17 protein-coding genes are annotated in these 17,708 nt (G+C 63.6%); 6 read left to right on the forward strand and 11 right to left on the reverse strand.

The features are described 5' to 3' along the window. Positions 1-11 precede the first annotated feature (11 nt). On the reverse strand, positions 12-1,592 hold the full coding sequence (locus BOX17_RS02645; protein ID WP_071941935.1) for a thymidine phosphorylase family protein: 1,581 nt from the start codon (positions 1,590-1,592) through the stop codon (positions 12-14). Positions 1,593-1,769: 177 nt separating this feature from the next. Between BOX17_RS02645 and BOX17_RS02650 the strand changes: the two genes are divergently transcribed. Then, positions 1,770-2,231, forward strand: coding sequence for a potassium channel family protein (locus tag BOX17_RS02650; protein ID WP_208858085.1), 462 nt, complete (start codon positions 1,770-1,772; stop codon positions 2,229-2,231). A 77-nt stretch (positions 2,232-2,308) separates the two neighbouring features. On the opposite strand, the gene BOX17_RS02655 is transcribed toward BOX17_RS02650, so the two are convergent. The 6 genes from BOX17_RS02655 to BOX17_RS02665 form a co-directional block, all read right to left on the reverse strand. Continuing rightward, on the reverse strand, positions 2,309-2,842 hold the full coding sequence (locus BOX17_RS02655) for a GNAT family N-acetyltransferase (RefSeq protein ID WP_071941936.1): 534 nt from the start codon (positions 2,840-2,842) through the stop codon (positions 2,309-2,311). Positions 2,843-3,069: 227 nt separating this feature from the next. Beyond that, positions 3,070-3,789, reverse strand: coding sequence for an HNH endonuclease (locus tag BOX17_RS17110; protein WP_071941937.1), 720 nt, complete (start codon positions 3,787-3,789; stop codon positions 3,070-3,072). A gap of 189 nt (positions 3,790-3,978) precedes the next feature. Next, the gene (locus BOX17_RS16700; protein ID WP_125925507.1) at positions 3,979-4,686 is read right to left on the reverse strand and encodes a hypothetical protein; all 708 of its coding nucleotides are present in this window, start codon (positions 4,684-4,686) and stop codon (positions 3,979-3,981) included. 254 nt (positions 4,687-4,940) lie between these two features. Beyond that, positions 4,941-5,609, reverse strand: a complete 669-nt coding sequence (locus tag BOX17_RS16705; RefSeq protein WP_125925508.1) for a DUF2441 domain-containing protein — start codon at positions 5,607-5,609, stop codon at positions 4,941-4,943. A gap of 102 nt (positions 5,610-5,711) precedes the next feature. Continuing rightward, a complete protein-coding gene (locus BOX17_RS16710; RefSeq protein ID WP_125925510.1) occupies positions 5,712-5,906 on the reverse strand; it encodes a hypothetical protein in 195 nt (64 codons plus the stop codon). A gap of 507 nt (positions 5,907-6,413) precedes the next feature. Beyond that, on the reverse strand, positions 6,414-6,890 hold the full coding sequence (locus tag BOX17_RS02665; RefSeq protein WP_071941938.1) for a YbhB/YbcL family Raf kinase inhibitor-like protein: 477 nt from the start codon (positions 6,888-6,890) through the stop codon (positions 6,414-6,416). Between the two features lie 136 nt (positions 6,891-7,026). Between BOX17_RS02665 and BOX17_RS02670 the strand changes: the two genes are divergently transcribed. Both BOX17_RS02670 and BOX17_RS02675 read left to right on the forward strand, forming a co-directional pair. Then, positions 7,027-7,488 carry a flavodoxin family protein gene (locus BOX17_RS02670; protein WP_071941939.1) on the forward strand — a complete coding sequence of 154 codons (462 nt, stop codon included), beginning with the start codon at positions 7,027-7,029 and terminating at the stop codon, positions 7,486-7,488. Between the two features lie 318 nt (positions 7,489-7,806). Further along, positions 7,807-8,784, forward strand: a complete 978-nt coding sequence (locus BOX17_RS02675; RefSeq protein WP_071941940.1) for a TAXI family TRAP transporter solute-binding subunit — start codon at positions 7,807-7,809, stop codon at positions 8,782-8,784. Positions 8,785-8,904: 120 nt separating this feature from the next. Here BOX17_RS02675 and fadA read toward each other — a convergent pair whose 3' ends face one another. Beyond that, positions 8,905-10,083 carry an acetyl-CoA C-acyltransferase FadA gene (gene fadA, locus BOX17_RS02680; RefSeq protein ID WP_071941941.1) on the reverse strand — a complete coding sequence of 393 codons (1,179 nt, stop codon included), beginning with the start codon at positions 10,081-10,083 and terminating at the stop codon, positions 8,905-8,907. A 51-nt stretch (positions 10,084-10,134) separates the two neighbouring features. Next, on the reverse strand, positions 10,135-12,336 hold the full coding sequence (fadB, locus tag BOX17_RS02685) for a fatty acid oxidation complex subunit alpha FadB (protein WP_071941942.1): 2,202 nt from the start codon (positions 12,334-12,336) through the stop codon (positions 10,135-10,137). Between the two features lie 182 nt (positions 12,337-12,518). Between fadB and BOX17_RS02690 the strand changes: the two genes are divergently transcribed. Together BOX17_RS02690 and slyA are read left to right on the forward strand one after the other, a co-directional pair. Next, a complete protein-coding gene (locus BOX17_RS02690; RefSeq protein ID WP_425268702.1) occupies positions 12,519-13,907 on the forward strand; it encodes a DUF5924 family protein in 1,389 nt (462 codons plus the stop codon). A 124-nt stretch (positions 13,908-14,031) separates the two neighbouring features. Further along, the gene (gene slyA / locus BOX17_RS02695; protein ID WP_071941943.1) at positions 14,032-14,475 is read left to right on the forward strand and encodes a transcriptional regulator SlyA; all 444 of its coding nucleotides are present in this window, start codon (positions 14,032-14,034) and stop codon (positions 14,473-14,475) included. Positions 14,476-14,481: 6 nt separating this feature from the next. Here the strand turns inward: slyA and BOX17_RS02700 are convergent, their stop codons facing one another. Further along, entirely contained in the window at positions 14,482-15,012 is a 531-nt protein-coding gene (locus BOX17_RS02700) for a preprotein translocase subunit YajC (protein WP_071941944.1), read from the reverse strand. A gap of 107 nt (positions 15,013-15,119) precedes the next feature. On the opposite strand from BOX17_RS02700, the gene BOX17_RS02705 reads away from it, so the two are divergent. Then, entirely contained in the window at positions 15,120-15,566 is a 447-nt protein-coding gene (locus tag BOX17_RS02705) for a universal stress protein (RefSeq protein WP_071941945.1), read from the forward strand. Between the two features lie 108 nt (positions 15,567-15,674). Here the strand turns inward: BOX17_RS02705 and BOX17_RS02710 are convergent, their stop codons facing one another. Further along, a complete protein-coding gene (locus BOX17_RS02710) occupies positions 15,675-17,606 on the reverse strand; it encodes an ATP-binding cassette domain-containing protein (protein ID WP_071941946.1) in 1,932 nt (643 codons plus the stop codon). Positions 17,607-17,708 lie beyond the last annotated feature (102 nt).

Raw genomic sequence — 17,708 nt, forward strand, 5'->3', positions numbered from 1 at the left:
AGGTCTCCTGGTCAGAACTCGACGTTGAGCCGGGTGATCTCGGCCGGTGAGCCCAGGGTGAAGCCGCTGTCGCGCTCGGTTAAGCGGTGCGCGAAGGTCATCTCGTTGGGATAGGCAGCATAGACCCGGTAGAGCGGCTGGCCGGCCTCCACGCTGTCACCGATGCGCGCCATCAGGTCGACCCCGGCACCGATGGCCTTGGGGGCTCCGGCCAGGCGGGCGATGCGCGCCAGCGTGAGGTTGTCGATGGCGGTGACCACGCCATCCCCCGGGGCCGGCACCTCGAAGCAGTGCGGGGCCAGGGGGGGATGGTCCGGATCGAAGGGCTTCTCGCCCTGGGCACGGATGATGTCCATCATCTTGTCCAGCGCCCGGCCGGAATCGAGGATGTCCCGGGCGATGCCGAAGCCGTCGCCACCGCGCATGTCGGGGTCGAACTCCAGCATGCGCCCGGCCAGGCGCAGCGACTTCAGGCGCAGGTCCACGGGGGCCTCGGGATGGTGAGTGAGCACTCGCATCACGTCCCTGGCCTCCAGGGCCGGGCCGATGCCGCGCCCCACCGGCTGGCTGCCGTCGGTGATCACGACGTCCAGGGTCATCCCCATGCGCTGGGCCACGAACTCGAACAGCTTGCGCAGCCGTCGCGCCTCCGGCATCGAGCGCACCTTGGCGTGCGGCCCCACGGGGATGTCGAGCAGCAGGTGGGTGGAACCGGCGGCCGCCTTCTTGGAGAGGATGGAGGCGACCATCTGCCCCGCCGAGTCGATGGACAGGGGGCGCTCCACCGAGATCAGCACGTCGTCGGCGGGGGACAGCTCGCTGGTGCCGCCCCAGGCGATGCATCCCCGGTGGGTACGGACCAGCTTGCCCAGCTCCTCGAAGGGCAGGTCGACATTGGCCAGCACCTCCATGGTGTCGGCGGTGCCCGAGGGCGAGGTGATGGCGCGGGACGAGGTCTTGGGGCAGAGCAGGCCATGGGCCGCGGCGATCGGCACCACCAGCATCGAGGTGCGATTGCCGGGTATGCCCCCGATGCAGTGCTTGTCCACCACCGGGTGCTCCCGCCAGTCGAGCTGGCGACCGACCCGGCTCATGGCGTCGCTGAGGAAGAAGACCTCCTCGCGGTCGAGCTCGTTCTGGTCACAGGCCACCACGAAGGCCGTGAGCTCGATCTTGGAATAGCGCAGCTCGGCGATGTCCTGGATGATGTGACGGAAGTCCTCGCGGTAGAGCCGCTCCCCTCCGATCTTGCGATGCAGGGCGGGAATCGAGGCCGGGGGCTCGGCCTGGGAGACGCTGACCGGATGGCCCTCCTCCACCCCCAGCATGGTGAAGGCGTCCTCGGAGAGGCCGAGCTGCTGGCAGTCGACGATGGCGGTGTCATCCACCACGTTGAGGCTGGCCAGGATGCGCTGGCCGTTGGCGCGGATCTCCACCTTGGAGAGCGCCTGGAAGCCCTCGGCACGATAGAGGGCGCATTCGCGGTGCAGATAGGCCACGTTCTCGCGGTAGGTATCGATCCCCACACGGCGTAACGTGAGCGGCGTGAGGGTATCCTCCGGCGTCGCGCTCTCGGGGGGGGTATTGTTCATGAGACCTTCCTTGCTCGGCGCCCGGTGAGCCGGGCACATGTCACCCTGGTGACGGATGGCCCCATCCTAGCAGCGCCCCGCGGGGGCGTCATTTGACCCACGACATGGCGAGCCCGTGACGACGGCGCCGAGATCACGCTAGGCTTGGCCGTACGCCCGACGAGAGGATCGCCCACCGTGCTCGCTGCCCCCTTCGATACCGGCCACCTGTGGGCGGTGGCCATCACCACGATCACCGTCCTGGTCTGCATCGTGATGCACTACGAGGTCTCGCTTCGCCTCTGGCAGCGCCTGGAACGGTCGCGCAACTCCCTGCGGACCCGTTTCCTGATGCTGAGCTTCGTGCTGTTCGGCACCCACGTCGCCCAGATCTGGCTCTTCGCCTTCGCCATGGCCCTGCTCGGCACGCATCCACTGACAGGCGGCCTGGAGGGCCTGGGCACCCTCAAGTTCCTCGATTACGTCTACTTCTCGGCGATCACCTACACCACCCTGGGCTACGGCGACCTGATCCCGACCGGGCCGATGCGCTTCGTCACCGGCACCGAGGCGCTGATCGGCTTCATGCTGATCACCTGGTCGGCCTCGATCACCTTCCTCGAGATGCAGCGTCACTGGTCGGCCCGCCGCGAGCGCTGAGGCGACCGAGCCCGGCACGGCCCACGCCGCCGGGTGGCCGGCAGACGGCCGAATGACGGTGCCGATGCCGAGAGGCCCTACCAATAGGCGGGATCATCGAAGGCGGCGACGCAGCGCGGCACCCCGGCCAGGGGCACCATCTCCCCGCCGAGCCCCTGGCCGAGCCAGCCCTCCGGCTGGGACAGCCTGAAGGGCGCCGCGGCCATCGTCTCGGACACGGGCACGAACCCGACACGCGAATAGAAGGCGGGATCCCCATAGGTGAAGGCATGGGTCGCGCCCTGTGCCTTCAGGCTGTCGAGCCCGAAGCGTATCAGGCGCTGGCCGATGCCCCGGCCCTGATGCGCGGGATGCACCGCCACGGGTGACAGCAGGAACGCCTCGGCCGGCGATTCGAACCGGAGCCGCGAGAAGACGATGCCAGCCACGACCCGCCCCTGCTCCATGGCCACGAAGCCCTGCACGTCGCAAGGGTCAGCATCGCGCAACAGCTCCTGCACCAGGCCGCCGACCAGGTTGCCCTCCTCCTGCCCCTCCGCCTCGGCGAAGGTCTCGACGAACAGCGCCTGCACCTCCGCCGCCTGGGACGATTCATACCGAGCCAGTTCCATTGCCTTGCACCTCTCTGGATACGCTACCTCGGGTCAACTGACATGCTGATGGCTGGAGCAGAGTGGTAAGAACACATGCGTATGTCAGCTTTCGGCCAGAAGCAGCCATTGCAGTTTCCCTGATGTGCAAGGCGAAGCGAAGCGGCGGCCCGTCAGGGAGGTGCGACTTACGCGATCTGTTCAGGCTTTCTAGGTAACTGATAACTCTACGTCCAATCACATGAAGGCTACAGCTCCCTAGTCCGCTTGCTATTTAAAACCGCCACCAGCTTACTCACTTCAACGGGAGGCATCGTTCTATGAATAATTGCATGGCAATTAGGGCACAAAGGTTTGAGATCTTTTATAGGGTCGACCTCATACTCTTCCTTAATTTCAGATAACGCCACTTCATGGTGGACATGTATAAAATTACGCCCAATTTTTCCGTAAAAATCTTCAAAATCAAAATTACAAACAAAGCATTTATACCCATAGTAATCCAAACATTTTTTTCTTGCCTTAGGATTTCTTTCATACGAATTTACAGATATCTTCCTTGTAGCACCTTCAATATACTTTTCAGGCTCAAACACCTCTTCTGCTAAAGAAACGCCTGCTTCATCTTCATCACCTAGGGCATACCAGCACCCCGAAACCCCTACCAAAAACTTTTCCTCGAGCACAGGGTCGAAGCTTTTTATCTTAGCGGTCCCACCACTTTTCTCAGAATACTGCATTGGGAAAGTTTTTAACTTATAACCTTCCTCCTCAACTAGACGGATATGCTCTAAGGATTGAGATCGACCAGCCCCCCTCCACTCACTATCAAATATCAAACCATCTTTATGCACATCCCAAAGCCCAAATATGACGAAACGTTCATCATGATTGACAAATGACCAGCTCCAATTCCAATTCTTGCAAGTTGCCCCTACTGATTCTATGAATTTTTTCCTACTAGTCACAACCTACCTCCAGTCATTCGGACACAACCGACCATATCATCTTAACTATTTAAACATGAATATCACCTTGGTATAAAAATCCACTTTTGGCCAGAAGCGGAAATCAAGAATTTTCTCATTTATCTAAAGGCAATAGCCCATGTTTATCCATTCCTAAAAACACATGTAACAGCAGTAAAAATACACCAATCATTTAACAACTATTCCGCCAGCCAAAAAGCCAGGCACAAAACGCTCTTCTTTACTACTCCATAAAAAAGGAAGAAGCTCCTCCGAATCTAAAACCACATACAACCAAACCTCAATATTACTAGCCAGCTGATTAATATGATCATTCATTTTTTGACCAGTATCCATCGGAACCCCTTCTTCTCCGACCCAGTCTTGATAACCATGCTTATTATATACTTGCGGCCACCAAACACGTGTCAAAAACACACTTTCTGAGAAGCCGATATATAATCCAGGCTCCAAAGATGGGATTTTTAATGTGTCTACCTTATTATTTTTTGGCATTTCAATAAAATCATATTCCCACAACATTTTTTTGCCCTCGGATCTAGGATCCTTAAAATCTAGAGGAAACTCTTCATCGATCTTAGCGATCATTCCTATCCGAGAAACAGAGGGGCTAGTGCCTGAAGTGTTTAGCACACAAAATGGGGCCGAAACTAACTGTGGCATATAAAATAATGATTGCTTGTGTGTATCCTCGCTTGGCACTATTCTCAGCGGGAAATCTGATCTGACATCGACTCTAATCTCGTGACTGGCAACACCAACCTTCCCCAACAAGTATTGTTTAATATTCAGACCGCTGGATGCAACAACACTTCTAAAACCTCTAGCTATTTTTTCTTCTACTTCATTATTTTTCTTGTCCTTATAAGCATTCATTTCCGATTGCCTTTTTCGAATGGTATTAGAAATCGCGAATCAAAGAAATCAGGACAAAGGAATTAGTTTTAGCTAGATCTATCAGGCCTTTGGCTCTGGCTTTCTCAGAGTTCTCTAACAGAGTAGACTAACTTTCCCCATCCGGCCAAAAGCGGTCTTTCAGACCGCCCTCATATAACGATTAAGCTAACGGGCAGGCAAAAGCGCAGCTATTGTCTGTCCAGCGAATGAAGTGAGCGGCGTTGAGCGCATTGTTAGCCGTCAGCACGATTGCCGCCCCTATATTGGTTCCAGAATGCAAGAGCGGATCTATCTACTTCGGGGAAGTTTTCCCAGTCAGGAAAATACAGGCAGCTATTTGCAAGTACCTCTAATCTCGATTGGTCTTCTTCTTTTGATGGGTGAAATGGTTGCCAGTACTTCTCTGCTAATCCCACATTTTCTGAGTCTGTAACTAGTTTTTCGTATAGAGCAACGTCCGCATGATGAAAGGCTCCACCGCTGCGGACTATATAGCAGCGTTCCAGTGAGCGGTTATGCCAATTCCAGTCTACTGCTCTGGCTTCAGCTGTGGGTTTGTCATAATTCAAATAGTGGCAGCGAAATCGTGATGGTAGATTTGGATATTTTGCTTGCCGTATTTCTTCAAGAAGGTTCTCTGCCTTCAAAGCTTCGCCCGATTTCATCGAAGCTGGCGCAATGCCGTCTAGCAAATTTTCTTGAGCGAGCACAAGGCCATTAGACATTTTTGCATTGTGCAGCATGAGCCCGAAACTAAGAGGGCCAACATTTCCGTCAGTTGGTACATAGCCTGTTCGAAAAGGGCAGAGTATCCAATATTCATGATTCCATAGCTCATGATGGCTTTCGTCATCACATTTTAGGATGAACTCTGAAAGGTCAGCAGAAACCACTTTTGCCATATGTTGTTATGCCTCTAACTTTGGCGGCTAACGTTGCCAGCACGCGCCGCGTCAGCGCTCGCCGTGCCTGGCATGGTTATGGCGGGCGAATGGGCCCGACCACTATTCACACTTGATGCTTTTAAGAATCCACAAAGACATTGCTTCATCCGGGCGAAACTTACCTTTATTCTGCTCTTGCGCCCAATCAATCGATTGGCAAGATGTGTAATGATCTGGAGCACCGGCCATTTCCCAGAATCCATTTGCAAAAATCCAAATGCAAAACACCGCTACGCCGATAGCTATTTTTTTCAAACCCTATTTCTCCTTTGAATCTAGCGCTTCAGACTGCGTCTTAAAAATGGAAGTCTTATTATAGTCGGGGGCAAACCATAACTTTTCAACCCCAATGAACGAGCCTCCTGAATTTTCCGGCATGTCGGCTTTGGGTCGAAAAAGGCCCCTCATTCGCGCTGAAAGAGACATCCCCACGAACTCCATTACCGCGGGCGGGCTTCAAGCAGAATGAATCGAAAGTGGTTGCTGGCTGTGGCATCCCTGCTGTCCCACTGCATGGCCGGTCATGGCCCCATCGTAGCCGCCATATCCTAATATTGCCCGGCCGATATGACGTTCTTGGCGTTGTTGTCTGCAATGTCTTGTTCGTTGTACGCCATCACCTACAGCCTCCGTCGTGATTGCCGACAGGGGGCAACTTGGAACGAGTCGATCGCTGAGCCGGTGCAGACACGAAGCGGGCCCGCGTCGCTTTGCGACGCGGGCCCGTCTTTCCTGCCGGGGCGCGACAAGGCGCCGCCAACTTCAGCCGCGCTGGTAGGTGCCCACCAGGCGGTTCATGCCGATCAGGTGCGGCTCGATCTGCTTGAGCAGCTCGGGCAGCGAGAGGCCTTCCGGCAGGTCGGTGGCCTTGTCCAGCGCCAGCACCCAGAAGTAGTAGTGGTGCACGCCGTGGCCCTCCGGCGGCATGGGGCCGCCGTAGCCCGGCTTGCCCATGTCGTTGATGCCGGAGGTCCCCTGGCCGCTGTTCTCCTCGAGCGAGGTCGTGGAGGCGGGCAGGTTGTAGAGCACCCAGTGCACGAAGCCGTAGGAGCCGTTCTGCACCAGGGGGGCATCCGGGTCGTGGCAGATCAGCGCAAAGCCCTTCGTGCCCTCCGGGGCGCCCTGCCAGGAGAGCGCCGGCGAGGTATCCTTGCCCTCTCCGGTGTGTTGCGTGGGAATGGAGCCGCCCGCCGCGAAGGCGGAGCTGTCCAGCTGCATGGTCGAGAGTGCAAAGGCCATGATGATCAACCTCCCTGGATGTCGAGTTGTCGGGGTGACGACGCCGACTCAGCGTCGGAGAAAGCCCGGCGCCTGTCAACGCTCCCCGGCCATGGCATGATGGCCGGCAGCCACGAGTTCACCCCGGGAGACCACCATGCCTCGCCTGCTGATCGTCGCCCATGCGCCCTCGCCCAACACCCTCCGGCTGCGGGAAGCCGCGGCGCGCGGCGCCCGCCATCCGGACATCGAGGACGTGGAGGTGGTGGTCATGCCGCCGCTGGAGGCGGGCCCCGAGGACGTGCGGGCCTGCGATGCCATCCTGCTCGGCACCACCGAGAACCTGGGCACCATGAGCGGCGCCCTCAAGGACTTCTTCGACCGCAGCTACTATCCCGTGCTGGAGGAGAAGCAGGGGCTGCCCTGTGCCCTCTACGTGCGCGCCGGCCATGACGGCACGGGTACCCGACGAGCGGTGGAGAGTATCGTCACCGGCCTGCGCTGGAAGTGGGTGCAGGCGCCGCTGATCCTGCGCGGTGACTGGCAGCAGGGGTTCGCGGATCGGGTGGAGGAGCTGGGGATGGCGATGGCCGCGGGACTCGACAGCGGCATCCTGTAGCCCGTATCACACGAAAGTAGGCTTTTCGCGACCAAAGTTGATGGTCTCATTACCCCTTTACACGGACGCATCATGCTATACCTCAAAGGTGTCGCATCAACAGTCGGAAACATAGAAGAAACTGCTGATTGAGCACATACTGAAAAACAACACAGAACTGAAGACGGCACCAAGAAACGACACCAAGAACCAGAACAAACACCGCCATGCAGGCGCAATCCTGTCGGCCAGACATCTCGGGGCAGCCCCTGGCTTCTCCCCCCGGCCCCTCCCTTGGTCCAGGGTTCCCTGGTTGGCTATCTCGCAATGAGGTGCTTCATGAAATCATCCGCCAGACTCCTGGCTGCCTTCCTGGGCAGTCTGCTGCTCTCGGGCCCGGTCGCGGCACAGGACCAGGAGCCCCTGGTCATCGCCACCGCCAGCCCGGCAGGGGTGTACCATGTGGTCGGGCGAGCATTGTGTCGCACCCTGGAGGCGCCCTGTCGGGCGCAACCCACCGATGGCTCCAGCGCCAACCTGAGGGCCCTGCGACGGGGTGAGCTGAAGATCGCCCTGGCCCAGTCCGACCTCCACCTCTATGCCACCCTGGGCACGGAGGGGTTCCTGAAGGATGGGCCGGACCCGAAGCTGCGGTCGGTCTTCTCGCTGCACAACGAACCCTTCTCCCTGGTGGTGCGCCGGGACTCCGGCATCAAGAGCCTGGACGATCTCCCCGGGCACTCGGTGAACATCGGCAACCCGGGCTCGGGACAGCGCGGCACTATGCTGAGGCTGATGGATGCCAGGGGCTGGAGCCGTAGCGACTTCCGCTCGATCCACAACCTGCCAGCCGACCAGCAGGCGCTGGAGCTGTGTCACGGCAACATCGACGCCATGGTCTATACCGTGGGTCATCCCAACGCGTCGGTGGCCAAGGCCATCCGACTGTGCGATGCCGTCCTGGTGGACGTGGAGGGCGACACCATCGACCTGCTGGTGGATGCCTACCCCTACTTCACGCGCGCCTGGATCCCCGCCGACCTCTACGGCGTGGACCAGCCGGCCGTGCACACCTTCGGGGTCAAGGGCACCCTGGTCGCCTCGGCAGACACCGATCCCGACGTGGTCTACCGACTGGTGGCCGCGGTCTTCGAGGACTTCGATCGCTTCAAGGCCTCGCATCCGGCGCTCGGGACACTGACCCCGCAGGAGATGATCCATGACGGGCTCACCGCGCCCCTGCACGAGGGCGCCCTGCGCTATTACCGCGAGCAGGGATGGATCGATGAGGACGAGATGGCCGCCGCGACCGACTGATCGCCCTCACGCCGTGCCGCGGGCCGGGCACACGCACCATGACGCAGGACGGCACCCCGAGGGGTGCCGTCCTGCGTTGTGGCAAGTGTTGTGGCAAGGTCATGGGATGAGGCGTCGAGGCTATCTCAGCCGCTCGAACACCGTGGCCACGCCCTGCCCCATGCCGATGCACATGGTGGCCAGGCCGAGGGTGGTATCCCGCTCCTGCATCACGTTGAGCAGGGTGGTGCTGATGCGTGCCCCCGAGCATCCCAGCGGATGTCCCAGGGCGATGGCCCCGCCGTGGAGGTTGACCTTCTCCTCCATGGCGTCGCGCAGGCCAAGGTCCTTCAGCACCGGCAGGGCCTGGGCGGCGAAGGCCTCGTTGAGCTCCACGGTCTGGATGTCCTCGGTGGTCAGGCCGGCGGCCTTCAGGGCCTTCTTCGAGGCCGGCACCGGCCCGTAGCCCATGATGGAGGCATCACAGCCCGCCACACCGGTGGAGAGGATGCGGGCGATGGGCTCGAGCCCCAGGGCCCGGGCCCGCTCGCCGCTCATCACCACCATGCCGGCCGCCCCCACGGAGAGCGCCGAGGAGGTACCGGCGGTGACCGTGCCGCTGCGCGGGTCGAAGGCCGGCTTGAGTTCGGCCATCTTCTCCAGGCTGGCGTCGGCGCGGATCACCTCATCGCGATCGACCCGGACCCTGAAGCCGCGCGCATCGTGGCCCTCGATCCCGACGATCTCGTTGTCGAAGCCGCCGTTCTCCATGGCCGCCTGCGCCCGCTGGTGTGACCGCACGCCGAAGGCATCCTGCTGCTCGCGGGAGATGCCGTGCATCTTGCCCAGCAGTTCGGCGGTCAGGCCCATCATCATGGCCGCCTTGGCCACGTGCTTGCTGGCCGCCGGATTGACGTCGACGCCATGGGTCATGCCGACATGCTCCATGTGCTCGACGCCGCCGATGAGGTAGACATCGCCCATGCCGGCCTGGATATTGGCCGCGGCGATGTGCAGCGCACTCATGGAGGACCCGCACAGGCGATTGACCGTCTGGCCCGGCACGCTGTGCGGGATGCCGGTGAGGATCGCCGCGTTGCGCGCGATGTTCATGCCCTGCTCCAGGGTCTGGTTGACGCAGCCCCAGATCACGTCGTCGACCTCGGCCGGGTCGAGCCCCGGGTTGCGGTCGAGAAGCGCCTGCATCACCGACGCGGACAGGTTCTCGGCACGCACGTGCCGGAAGGCTCCGTTCCTGGCCTTGGCCATGGCGGAACGGGCACAGTCGACCACCACCACGTCTCTCGGATTCACGTTCATCAATAACTCCTTGGATTTCTGACCGTCACTGCCTGACCGTTCGTGGTGGAATCAGTCCCCTGACCCGGCGGGGTAGAAGCGCTCGCCGGCGGCGGCCATCTCGCGCAACTTCTCGGTGGGCGCATAGAGCGGCCCCAACTCCTCGGCCAGGCGATCGGCCTGCTCGACGAAGGCCGAAAGGCCCATGGCGTCGATGTAGCGCAGGGCGCCACCGCGGAAGGGGGGGAAGCCGATGCCGTAGATCAGGGCCATGTCGGCCTCGGCCGGGCTGCCCACGATGTCGTCCTCGAGGCAGCGCACGGTCTCCAGGCACAGCGGCACCATCATGCGGGCGATGATCTCCTCGTCGGAGAACTCGCGGCTCTCCTTCGCCACGCCCTGGACCAGGGCGATGGCCGCCTCGTCGCGCACCTTCTGCGGCTTGCCCTTCCTGTCTTCCTCGTAGGCGTAGAAGCCCTTGGCGTTCTTCTGGCCCAGGCGGTCGTTCTCGAACATCACCTGGATGGCACTCTTGCCGTTGTCGTCTCCCCGGTCACCGGCCATGCCGGCCATCCGCTCCGGGAAGCCCTCGGCCATCACCTCGCCGGCGTGCACGGCGGTGTCCATGCCGACCACGTCGAGCAGGTAGGCGGGCCCCATGGGCCAGCCAAACCGCTCCATGACCTTGTCGATGCGCTGGAAGTCGGCGCCCTGCTCCACCAGCTGGCTGAAACCGCCGAAGTAGGGAAAGAGCACCCGGTTAACCAGGAACCCGGGGCAGTCGTTGACCACGATGGGGGTCTTGCCCATGGCGCGGGCATAGGCCACGGTCGCCGCCACGGCGGCATCACCGGTCTTCTCGCCGCGGATGACCTCGACCAGCGGCATGCGGTGCACCGGGTTGAAGAAGTGCATGCCGCAGAAGTTCTCGGGGCGCTTCAGGTTTTCGGCCAGGCGACTGATCGAGATGGTCGAGGTGTTGGAGGCGAGAATGGTGTCCTCGGTCACCTGCCCCTCCACCTCGGTGAGCACCGCGTCCTTGACCTTCGGGTTCTCGACCACGGCCTCGACCACCAGGTCGACGCCACCGAAGTCACCGTAGGAGAGGGTCGGGCGGATGTTGGTGAGCTTCTCGGCCATCTGGGCGGTGGTGAGCTTGCCGCGCTCGACCTGCTTGGAGAAGAGCTTGCGCGCCTCCTTGAGCCCCAGCTCGATGGCGTCGTCCTTGATGTCCTTCATCAGGATCGGCGTGCCCTTGGAGGCGCTCTGGTAGGCGATGCCGCCCCCCATGATGCCGGCCCCCAGCACCGCGGCCTGGTTGACCGGACGGGCCTGACGGGCGTAGCGGCTGCCCTTCTTCTTGACCACCTGGTCGTTCATGAACAGCCCGACCAGGTTGAAGGCCACGTCGCCCATGGCCAGCTTGACGAAGGCCTTGCCCTCGATGGCCTGGGCCCGGTCACGCCGCTCGCCGGCGCCCTTCTGGATGACCTTGATGGCCTCCACGGGCGCCGGATAGTGCGGACCCGCCTTGCCGGCCACATAGCCCTTGGCGGTCTCGAAGGCCATCATCTGCTCGATGGCGTCCAGCTTGAGCGGCGAGGTCTTCTCGTCACGGCGGGCCCGGTAGTCGAGCTCGCCGCCGTTGGCACGATTCAGGATATCCAGGGCCGCCGCCTCGAGTTCCTCCGCGGGCACCACCGCATCCACGGCCCCCACCTTCAGGGCCGCGTCGGCCCGGTTCTCGGTGCCGCCGGCGATCCACTCCACCGCATTGTCGGCCCCGATGAGCCGCGGCAGGCGCACGCAGCCCCCCCAGCCGGGCAGGATGCCGAGCTTGGTCTCGGGCAGGCCGATCTTCGCGGACTCGGCCATGACGCGGAAGTCGGTGGTCAGGGTGAGCTCGCAGCCGCCGCCCAGCGCCAGGCCGTTGATGGCGGTGACGGTGGGAAACGGCAGGTCCTCGATGGCGTTGAAGATGCCGTGCACCCGCTCGAGCATCCCCTGCAGCGCCTCGCCGCCCCGCTCGAACATGCCGTGGAACTCGGTGATGTCGGCACCGACGATGAAGGCCTCCTTGGCGCTGCCGATCACCAGTCCCTTCAGGCCCCGCTCGGACCGGATCGCCTCGACGGCCTGGCCCAGCTCCTCGACCACGGCGCTGGAGAGCGTGTTGACGGACTCGTCCTTCAGGTCGATGGTGAGAATGGCGATGTCATCGCCCCCGCCCTCGAGACCACGCGCCACCGTGATGGCATTGCCTTGATAGATCATTCATCCATCTCCATGCAAGAATTCATACGGCCGTTTGATTCTTGACAGCTTGGGACAGTCGAGCGCCAGCGTCAAGCCCGTTCGTCGCGCCTGTCGTCGAGCCGTTCGTCGAGCCGTTCGTCGAGCGTGGCCACTTTCCTGGCGGCTCACCCCACCCGGCGCCGTGCTGATAGGATACCGCCATGACTCAAGCGCCCATGAACGACGCCCCACGCCATCCCGATGGCCCCTCCTCCGACGGCCCCTCCTCCGGCGAGCCGCCCATGCGCATGCCTGCCTGGCAGGCACGCACCGAGCGGCTGGTGGAGCGCATCCGGCCCTGGAGCTGGCTGTGGCCGCCGATGGCCCTCGTGGCCGGCCTGTGCAGCTTCTTCCTGGTGGAACGGCAGCAGTGGCTGGGCGGGCTGCTGGCCCTCGGGATGCTGATGGCCTGGATACTGCTGCTGTCCGAGAGCCTGATCGGCCGGATGCTGGCGCGGCGTGGATATCCGACGCTGCCCCGCGGGGTGACCACCTTCATCGTCCAGCTGATCCACCAGGAGACCCTGTTCTTCACCCTGCCCTTCCTGCTCGCCACCACGGTGTGGCGCAGCGGCCAGGCGATCTTCACCCTGGTGATTCTGGCCATGTCCCTGCTGTCGATCCTCGACCCACTCTACTACCGGCTGGCCGGGCGGCTCCGCTGGCTCTACTTCGCCTTCCACGCCCAGTGCGTGCTCGTGGTGGTGCTGGTCACCCTGCCCACCCTGCTGCACCTGACCACTGGCCAGAGCCTGGTGCTGGCCATCGCCGCCATGCTGCTGTTCAGCCTGCCCAGCCTGATGCAACTGCTGCGGCCGATGACCACGCCTCGGTTCCTGGCGCTGCTGGCCCTGCTCCCCCTGCTGGCCGGCGGCGCCTGGATGGGCCGTGCCTGGGTGCCTCCGGCCAGCCTGTGGATTTCGGGCAGCGCGCTCTCGCCGGGTTTCGATACCGAGGCGCGTCGACCGCAGGGCAGCACGCGCCTGGTGCCGACGGCGCTGACCGGCACGGGGCTCTATGCCTACACGGCGATCCATGCCCCGCGCGGCCTGCATGAGGAGGTCGTGCACGTCTGGCGGCAGGATGGAGTGGAGGTCGACAGCATTCCGCTGGAGATCCAGGGCGGGCGAGCGGAGGGCTATCGGGCCTGGAGTCACAAGCAGAACTTCCCCGAGGACCCGAGCGGTTCGTGGCGCATCGACGTGATGACCGACAGCGGGCAGCGCATCGGGGTGCTGCGCTTCACCGTCAGCGAGGATGGCCAGGCGGCCACCCTGGCCGATGGCACGATCGAGTCGCCTTCGGGCATTCCCGGCCTGGACATCCGCCGGCTCCTGCCGAAGCCCGAGTCGGCCGAGCCCCCGTCCTCCGGCGGCGCGGCCAGCGAACCTGGGGCGGAAACGCCCGACGGCGAGCCCGGGGCGGAAACGCCGGACGGCGAGGCAACCCCCGCCGAGGAGGCGCCGAAAGCTGAAGCGAGCGCCACGCAGGACACACCGGAACAGGCCGATGAGGCCACGACAGCCCCGTCCTCCTCGGCGCAGAAATGACCGGCGCGCGATCATTGGCGTGCACCCCGGGGCCGTTTCACCGGGGGTGAAATGTTAAGCCTGCTTGCATTCCTCGCCGGTGGTTCCGACAATCCGGGCAGGCTTTCCGCGGATGCACAGACCCATGCACCAGAACATCGGCTTCCAGATATCCCGCGTGCCGCGCCTGTGGCGCGCCGTCCTCGACCGCCGCCTGGCCCCCCTGGGCCTGACCCAGACGCGCTGGATCACCCTCTACCACCTGTGGCGACTCGGCGACGGCCAACCCCAGTGCGACCTGGCCAAGGCCATCGGCGTCGAGGCGCCCTCCCTGGTCCGCACCCTGGACCAGCTCTCCGAGCAGGGGCTTATCGAGCGTCGCGGCTGCGAGCAGGATCGCCGCACCAAGCGGATCTTCCTGACTCCCGAGGCCACGCCGCTGCTCCAGAAGATCGATGCGGTGGTCGGCCAGGCCCGTTCCGAGATGCTGGCCGGCCTCGAGGACGAGGACGTGGCGCAACTGGCGAACCTGCTGTCGCGCATCGAGGAGAACGGCCTCAGTATCCAGGCCCGCGAGGCGCAGGACTGACCTGCCTCAGCGCGGCATCGAGGGCGTCCGTTGGCGCCCACCCGGCCGGTCGGGTCGCCCCGAGAGGGCATCGCGAAGGGCGGAGAGGCGCTCCATTAGCCGGGCCAGCTCCTCGACCTCCAGGGATTCCTCCCACCACAGGGTGAGGGCCTGGGCGCCGGACTCCAGCACCACTGCATCCTCGGGGAGCCCGTCCAGGGCTTCCTCGAGTCGCGCCCGGGCCGAGTCCGGCAAAGGACGCAGGGGCTCGATCCGCCAGCGCCAGCCCTCCCGGAGGGGCTTGAGCGAGGGGCTGGCCACCTCGTCGCGTACCAGGACGAAGTCCGGCCCCGGGTGCAGCTGGGCATAGGACCAGCGATAGGCCGCCATGGGGCCGCCCGATTCATGGAGCGGCGGGGTCTCGAGCCTCACCGTCACGTCCGCCTTCCGGGCCGCCGTGCGCAGCCTGCCCATTCGCTCCTGGCCGCGTGACGGCCTCAGCCACATCGCCGGGGCGAAGACCAGGCCGACGATGACGATGATGAGTAACCAGACCATGGTGGTCTCCTTCGTGATTATTGACGCAAGTCGTTGTCTTGTCTTGCCGGGCGTCCTAGAGTTGAAGCATCAACTGACCCGCTGGACGCTGTACGGAGAGTCACACCATGAGCAACGAATATCGTCATGTCCTGGTCGCCGTCGACCTGACCAAGGACTCACACAAGGTCCTCGAGCGAGCGATGCAGATCGCCGATCGCAACAAGGCCAAGCTGTCCATCATGCATACCCTGGAACCGCTGGGATTTGCCTACGGCGGTGATATCCCCATGGATCTCACCAGCATCCAGGACCAGCTCGACGAGCACGCCAAGCAGCGCCTCGCCGAGATCGCCGACCCCCATATCCCCCAAGAGAACCAGCACGTGGTGGTCGGCATGCCCGACACCGAGATCCACCGCTTCTCCGAGGAGCACGACGTCGACCTGATCGTGGTCGGCTCCCACGGCCGTCACGGCTTCGCCCTGCTGCTGGGCTCCACCTCCACCGGCGTGCTGCATGGCGCCCGGTGCGACGTGCTCGCCGTGCGGGTGGGCGAAAAGAGCGAGGAGTAGTCCGCTCCCTGCCCCATCGGAAAGGCGCCCCTCGGGCGCCTTTCTCGTGAAGGGGTCATCCCCCGGGGCGGCGATCCATCCGGCCGAGGCCCGACGTCATGGCCGCGATCACTCGCCGGCGGCCATGGCCTCCAGCTCCATCCACCGCTCCATGGCCGCTTCCAGCTCGGCCTGGGTGTCGCTCAGCGACTGCAGGGTCGCGGTGACGGCCTCGGCATCCTGCTGGTAGAAGGACGGCGCGCCCACCTGCGCCTCGAAGGCCGCCACTTCCCCCTCGAGTCGCTCGATCTCGGCCGGCAGGCCGTCGAGCTCGCGCTGCAGCTTGTAGGAGAGCTTGACCGGCCGCGACGCGGAGGCGGCGCCGGACGATGCCTTCGCCTGGCCCGCGCTTTCGCTCGCCGGCGGGGCCGTCGGCTCGGCGCCCTGGCGCGCCGCCCCTTCCCAGGGGGCGGGCGGCAGCCTGCCCCCCTGGCGCACCCAGTCGCTGTAGCCCCCGACGTACTCGCGCACCCGGCCCTCGCCCTCGAAGGCCAGCACGCTGGTCACCACGTTGTCCATGAAGGCCCGGTCGTGGGAGACCAGCAGCAGGGTGCCGTCGAAGTCGAGCAGCAGCTCCTCGAGCAGCTCCAGGGTCTCGACGTCGAGATCGTTGGTAGGCTCGTCAAGCACCAGCACATTGGCCGGCTGGGTGAACAGCTTGGCCAGCAGCAGGCGGTTGGACTCGCCGCCCGAGAGCGCCTTGACCGGCTGGCGCACCCGGTCCGGGGTGAACAGGAAGTCCTGCAGGTAGCTCATCACGTGACGGTCACGCCCGCCCACGCTGATGCGGTCACTGCCCTGGGCGACGTTGTCGTAGACGGTCTTCTCGGGCTCCAGGCCGGCGCGCAGCTGGTCGAAGTAGGCGACCTGCAGCTTGGTCCCCAGCAGCACCTTGCCCTCGGTGGGCGCAAGCTCGCCCAGCAGGATCTTGAGCAGCGTGGTCTTGCCGGCGCCGTTGCGGCCGATGAAGCCGATGCGATCGCCGCGCTGGATCTCCAGGCTGAGGTCGTCGATCACCACCTCGTCGCCGAAGCGGTGGGTGACGTGCTGGAGTTCCACCACCCGCTTGCCGCTGCGGGCGCCGCTGTCCACGGACAGCGAGGCCTTGCCCTGGCGCTCGCGGCGCTCGCTGCGCTCATGGCGCAGCTGCTGCAGGGCCCTCACCCGGCCCTCGTTGCGGGTCCGCCGCGCCTTGATGCCCTGGCGGATCCAAGCCTCCTCGCGGGCGAGCTTCTTGTCGAACTCGGCGTTCTCCCGCGCCTCGACCTCCAGCTCATGGTTCTTCTGTTCCTGATAGGCCGCGTAGTCGCCCGGATAACGCCCCAGGCGCCCGCGGTCGAGCTCGAGGATCGCCGTGGCGAGCTTGGAGAGGAAGGCGCGGTCGTGGGTGATGAACAGCACGGCGCCGTTGAAGTCGGCGAGCTGCTCCTCCAGCCAGGCGATGGTGTCCAGGTCCAGGTGGTTGGTGGGCTCGTCGAGCAGCAGCAGGTCGGGCTCGGCGACGAGTGCCCTCGCCAGCGCCACGCGCCGGCGCCAGCCACCGGAGAGGTCGGCCATCTCGGCCTCCTCGGGCAGCCCCAGCCGGGTCAGGACGACGTCGATGCGCTGGTGGAACGACCAGCCGTCGATGGCCTCGATGCGGGTCTGCAGCCTGGCCATGCGATCCATGTCCGGCTCGGCCTCGTGGATCAGGTGATGGTACTCGGAGAGCAGCTCACCGGCCTCGGGGAGGCCCTGGGCCACCACGTCGAAGATCGTCTGGCCGGAGGCGTCCGGCAGTTCCTGGGCGAGCACGCCGATCTTCAGCCCCGGCGCGCGCCAGATGCTGCCGCCATCGGCCTGGACCTCCCCCGCCACGATCTTCAGCAGGGTCGACTTGCCGGTGCCGTTGCGTCCCACCAGGGCGAGGCGCTCGCCCTTCTCCAGCACCAGGTCGGCGCCGTCGAGCAGCACATGGGTACCGTAGGCCAGTTGCAGCTGTTCCAGACGTAGCAGGGTCACGCGTTCACCTCTTCAGTCATCAAGGTCGCTAGTGTAACGCATGGCCGGGCCGGCGTGGCCCCACCCCCCCACTCCCGGGTACAATGCGCGCCCGCTTTCACA

The sequence above is a fragment of the Halomonas aestuarii genome (assembly GCF_001886615.1).
GTDB lineage: Bacteria > Pseudomonadota > Gammaproteobacteria > Pseudomonadales > Halomonadaceae > Halomonas > Halomonas aestuarii.

Coding starts and splice junctions, on each gene's coding strand:
- BOX17_RS02645 (WP_071941935.1), bottom strand. CDS start 1,592: ATGAACAATACCCCCCCCGAGAGCGCGACGCCGGAGGATACCCTCACG.
- BOX17_RS02655 (WP_071941936.1), bottom strand. CDS start 2,842: ATGGAACTGGCTCGGTATGAATCGTCCCAGGCGGCGGAGGTGCAGGCG.
- BOX17_RS16700 (WP_125925507.1), bottom strand. CDS start 4,686: ATGAATGCTTATAAGGACAAGAAAAATAATGAAGTAGAAGAAAAAATA.
- BOX17_RS16705 (WP_125925508.1), bottom strand. CDS start 5,609: ATGGCAAAAGTGGTTTCTGCTGACCTTTCAGAGTTCATCCTAAAATGT.
- BOX17_RS02665 (WP_071941938.1), bottom strand. CDS start 6,890: ATGGCCTTTGCACTCTCGACCATGCAGCTGGACAGCTCCGCCTTCGCG.
- BOX17_RS02670 (WP_071941939.1), top strand. CDS start 7,027: ATGCCTCGCCTGCTGATCGTCGCCCATGCGCCCTCGCCCAACACCCTC.
- BOX17_RS02675 (WP_071941940.1), top strand. CDS start 7,807: ATGAAATCATCCGCCAGACTCCTGGCTGCCTTCCTGGGCAGTCTGCTG.
- fadA (WP_071941941.1), bottom strand. CDS start 10,083: ATGAACGTGAATCCGAGAGACGTGGTGGTGGTCGACTGTGCCCGTTCC.
- fadB (WP_071941942.1), bottom strand. CDS start 12,336: ATGATCTATCAAGGCAATGCCATCACGGTGGCGCGTGGTCTCGAGGGC.
- BOX17_RS02690 (WP_425268702.1), top strand. CDS start 12,519: ATGACTCAAGCGCCCATGAACGACGCCCCACGCCATCCCGATGGCCCC.
- slyA (WP_071941943.1), top strand. CDS start 14,032: ATGCACCAGAACATCGGCTTCCAGATATCCCGCGTGCCGCGCCTGTGG.
- BOX17_RS02700 (WP_071941944.1), bottom strand. CDS start 15,012: ATGGTCTGGTTACTCATCATCGTCATCGTCGGCCTGGTCTTCGCCCCG.
- BOX17_RS02705 (WP_071941945.1), top strand. CDS start 15,120: ATGAGCAACGAATATCGTCATGTCCTGGTCGCCGTCGACCTGACCAAG.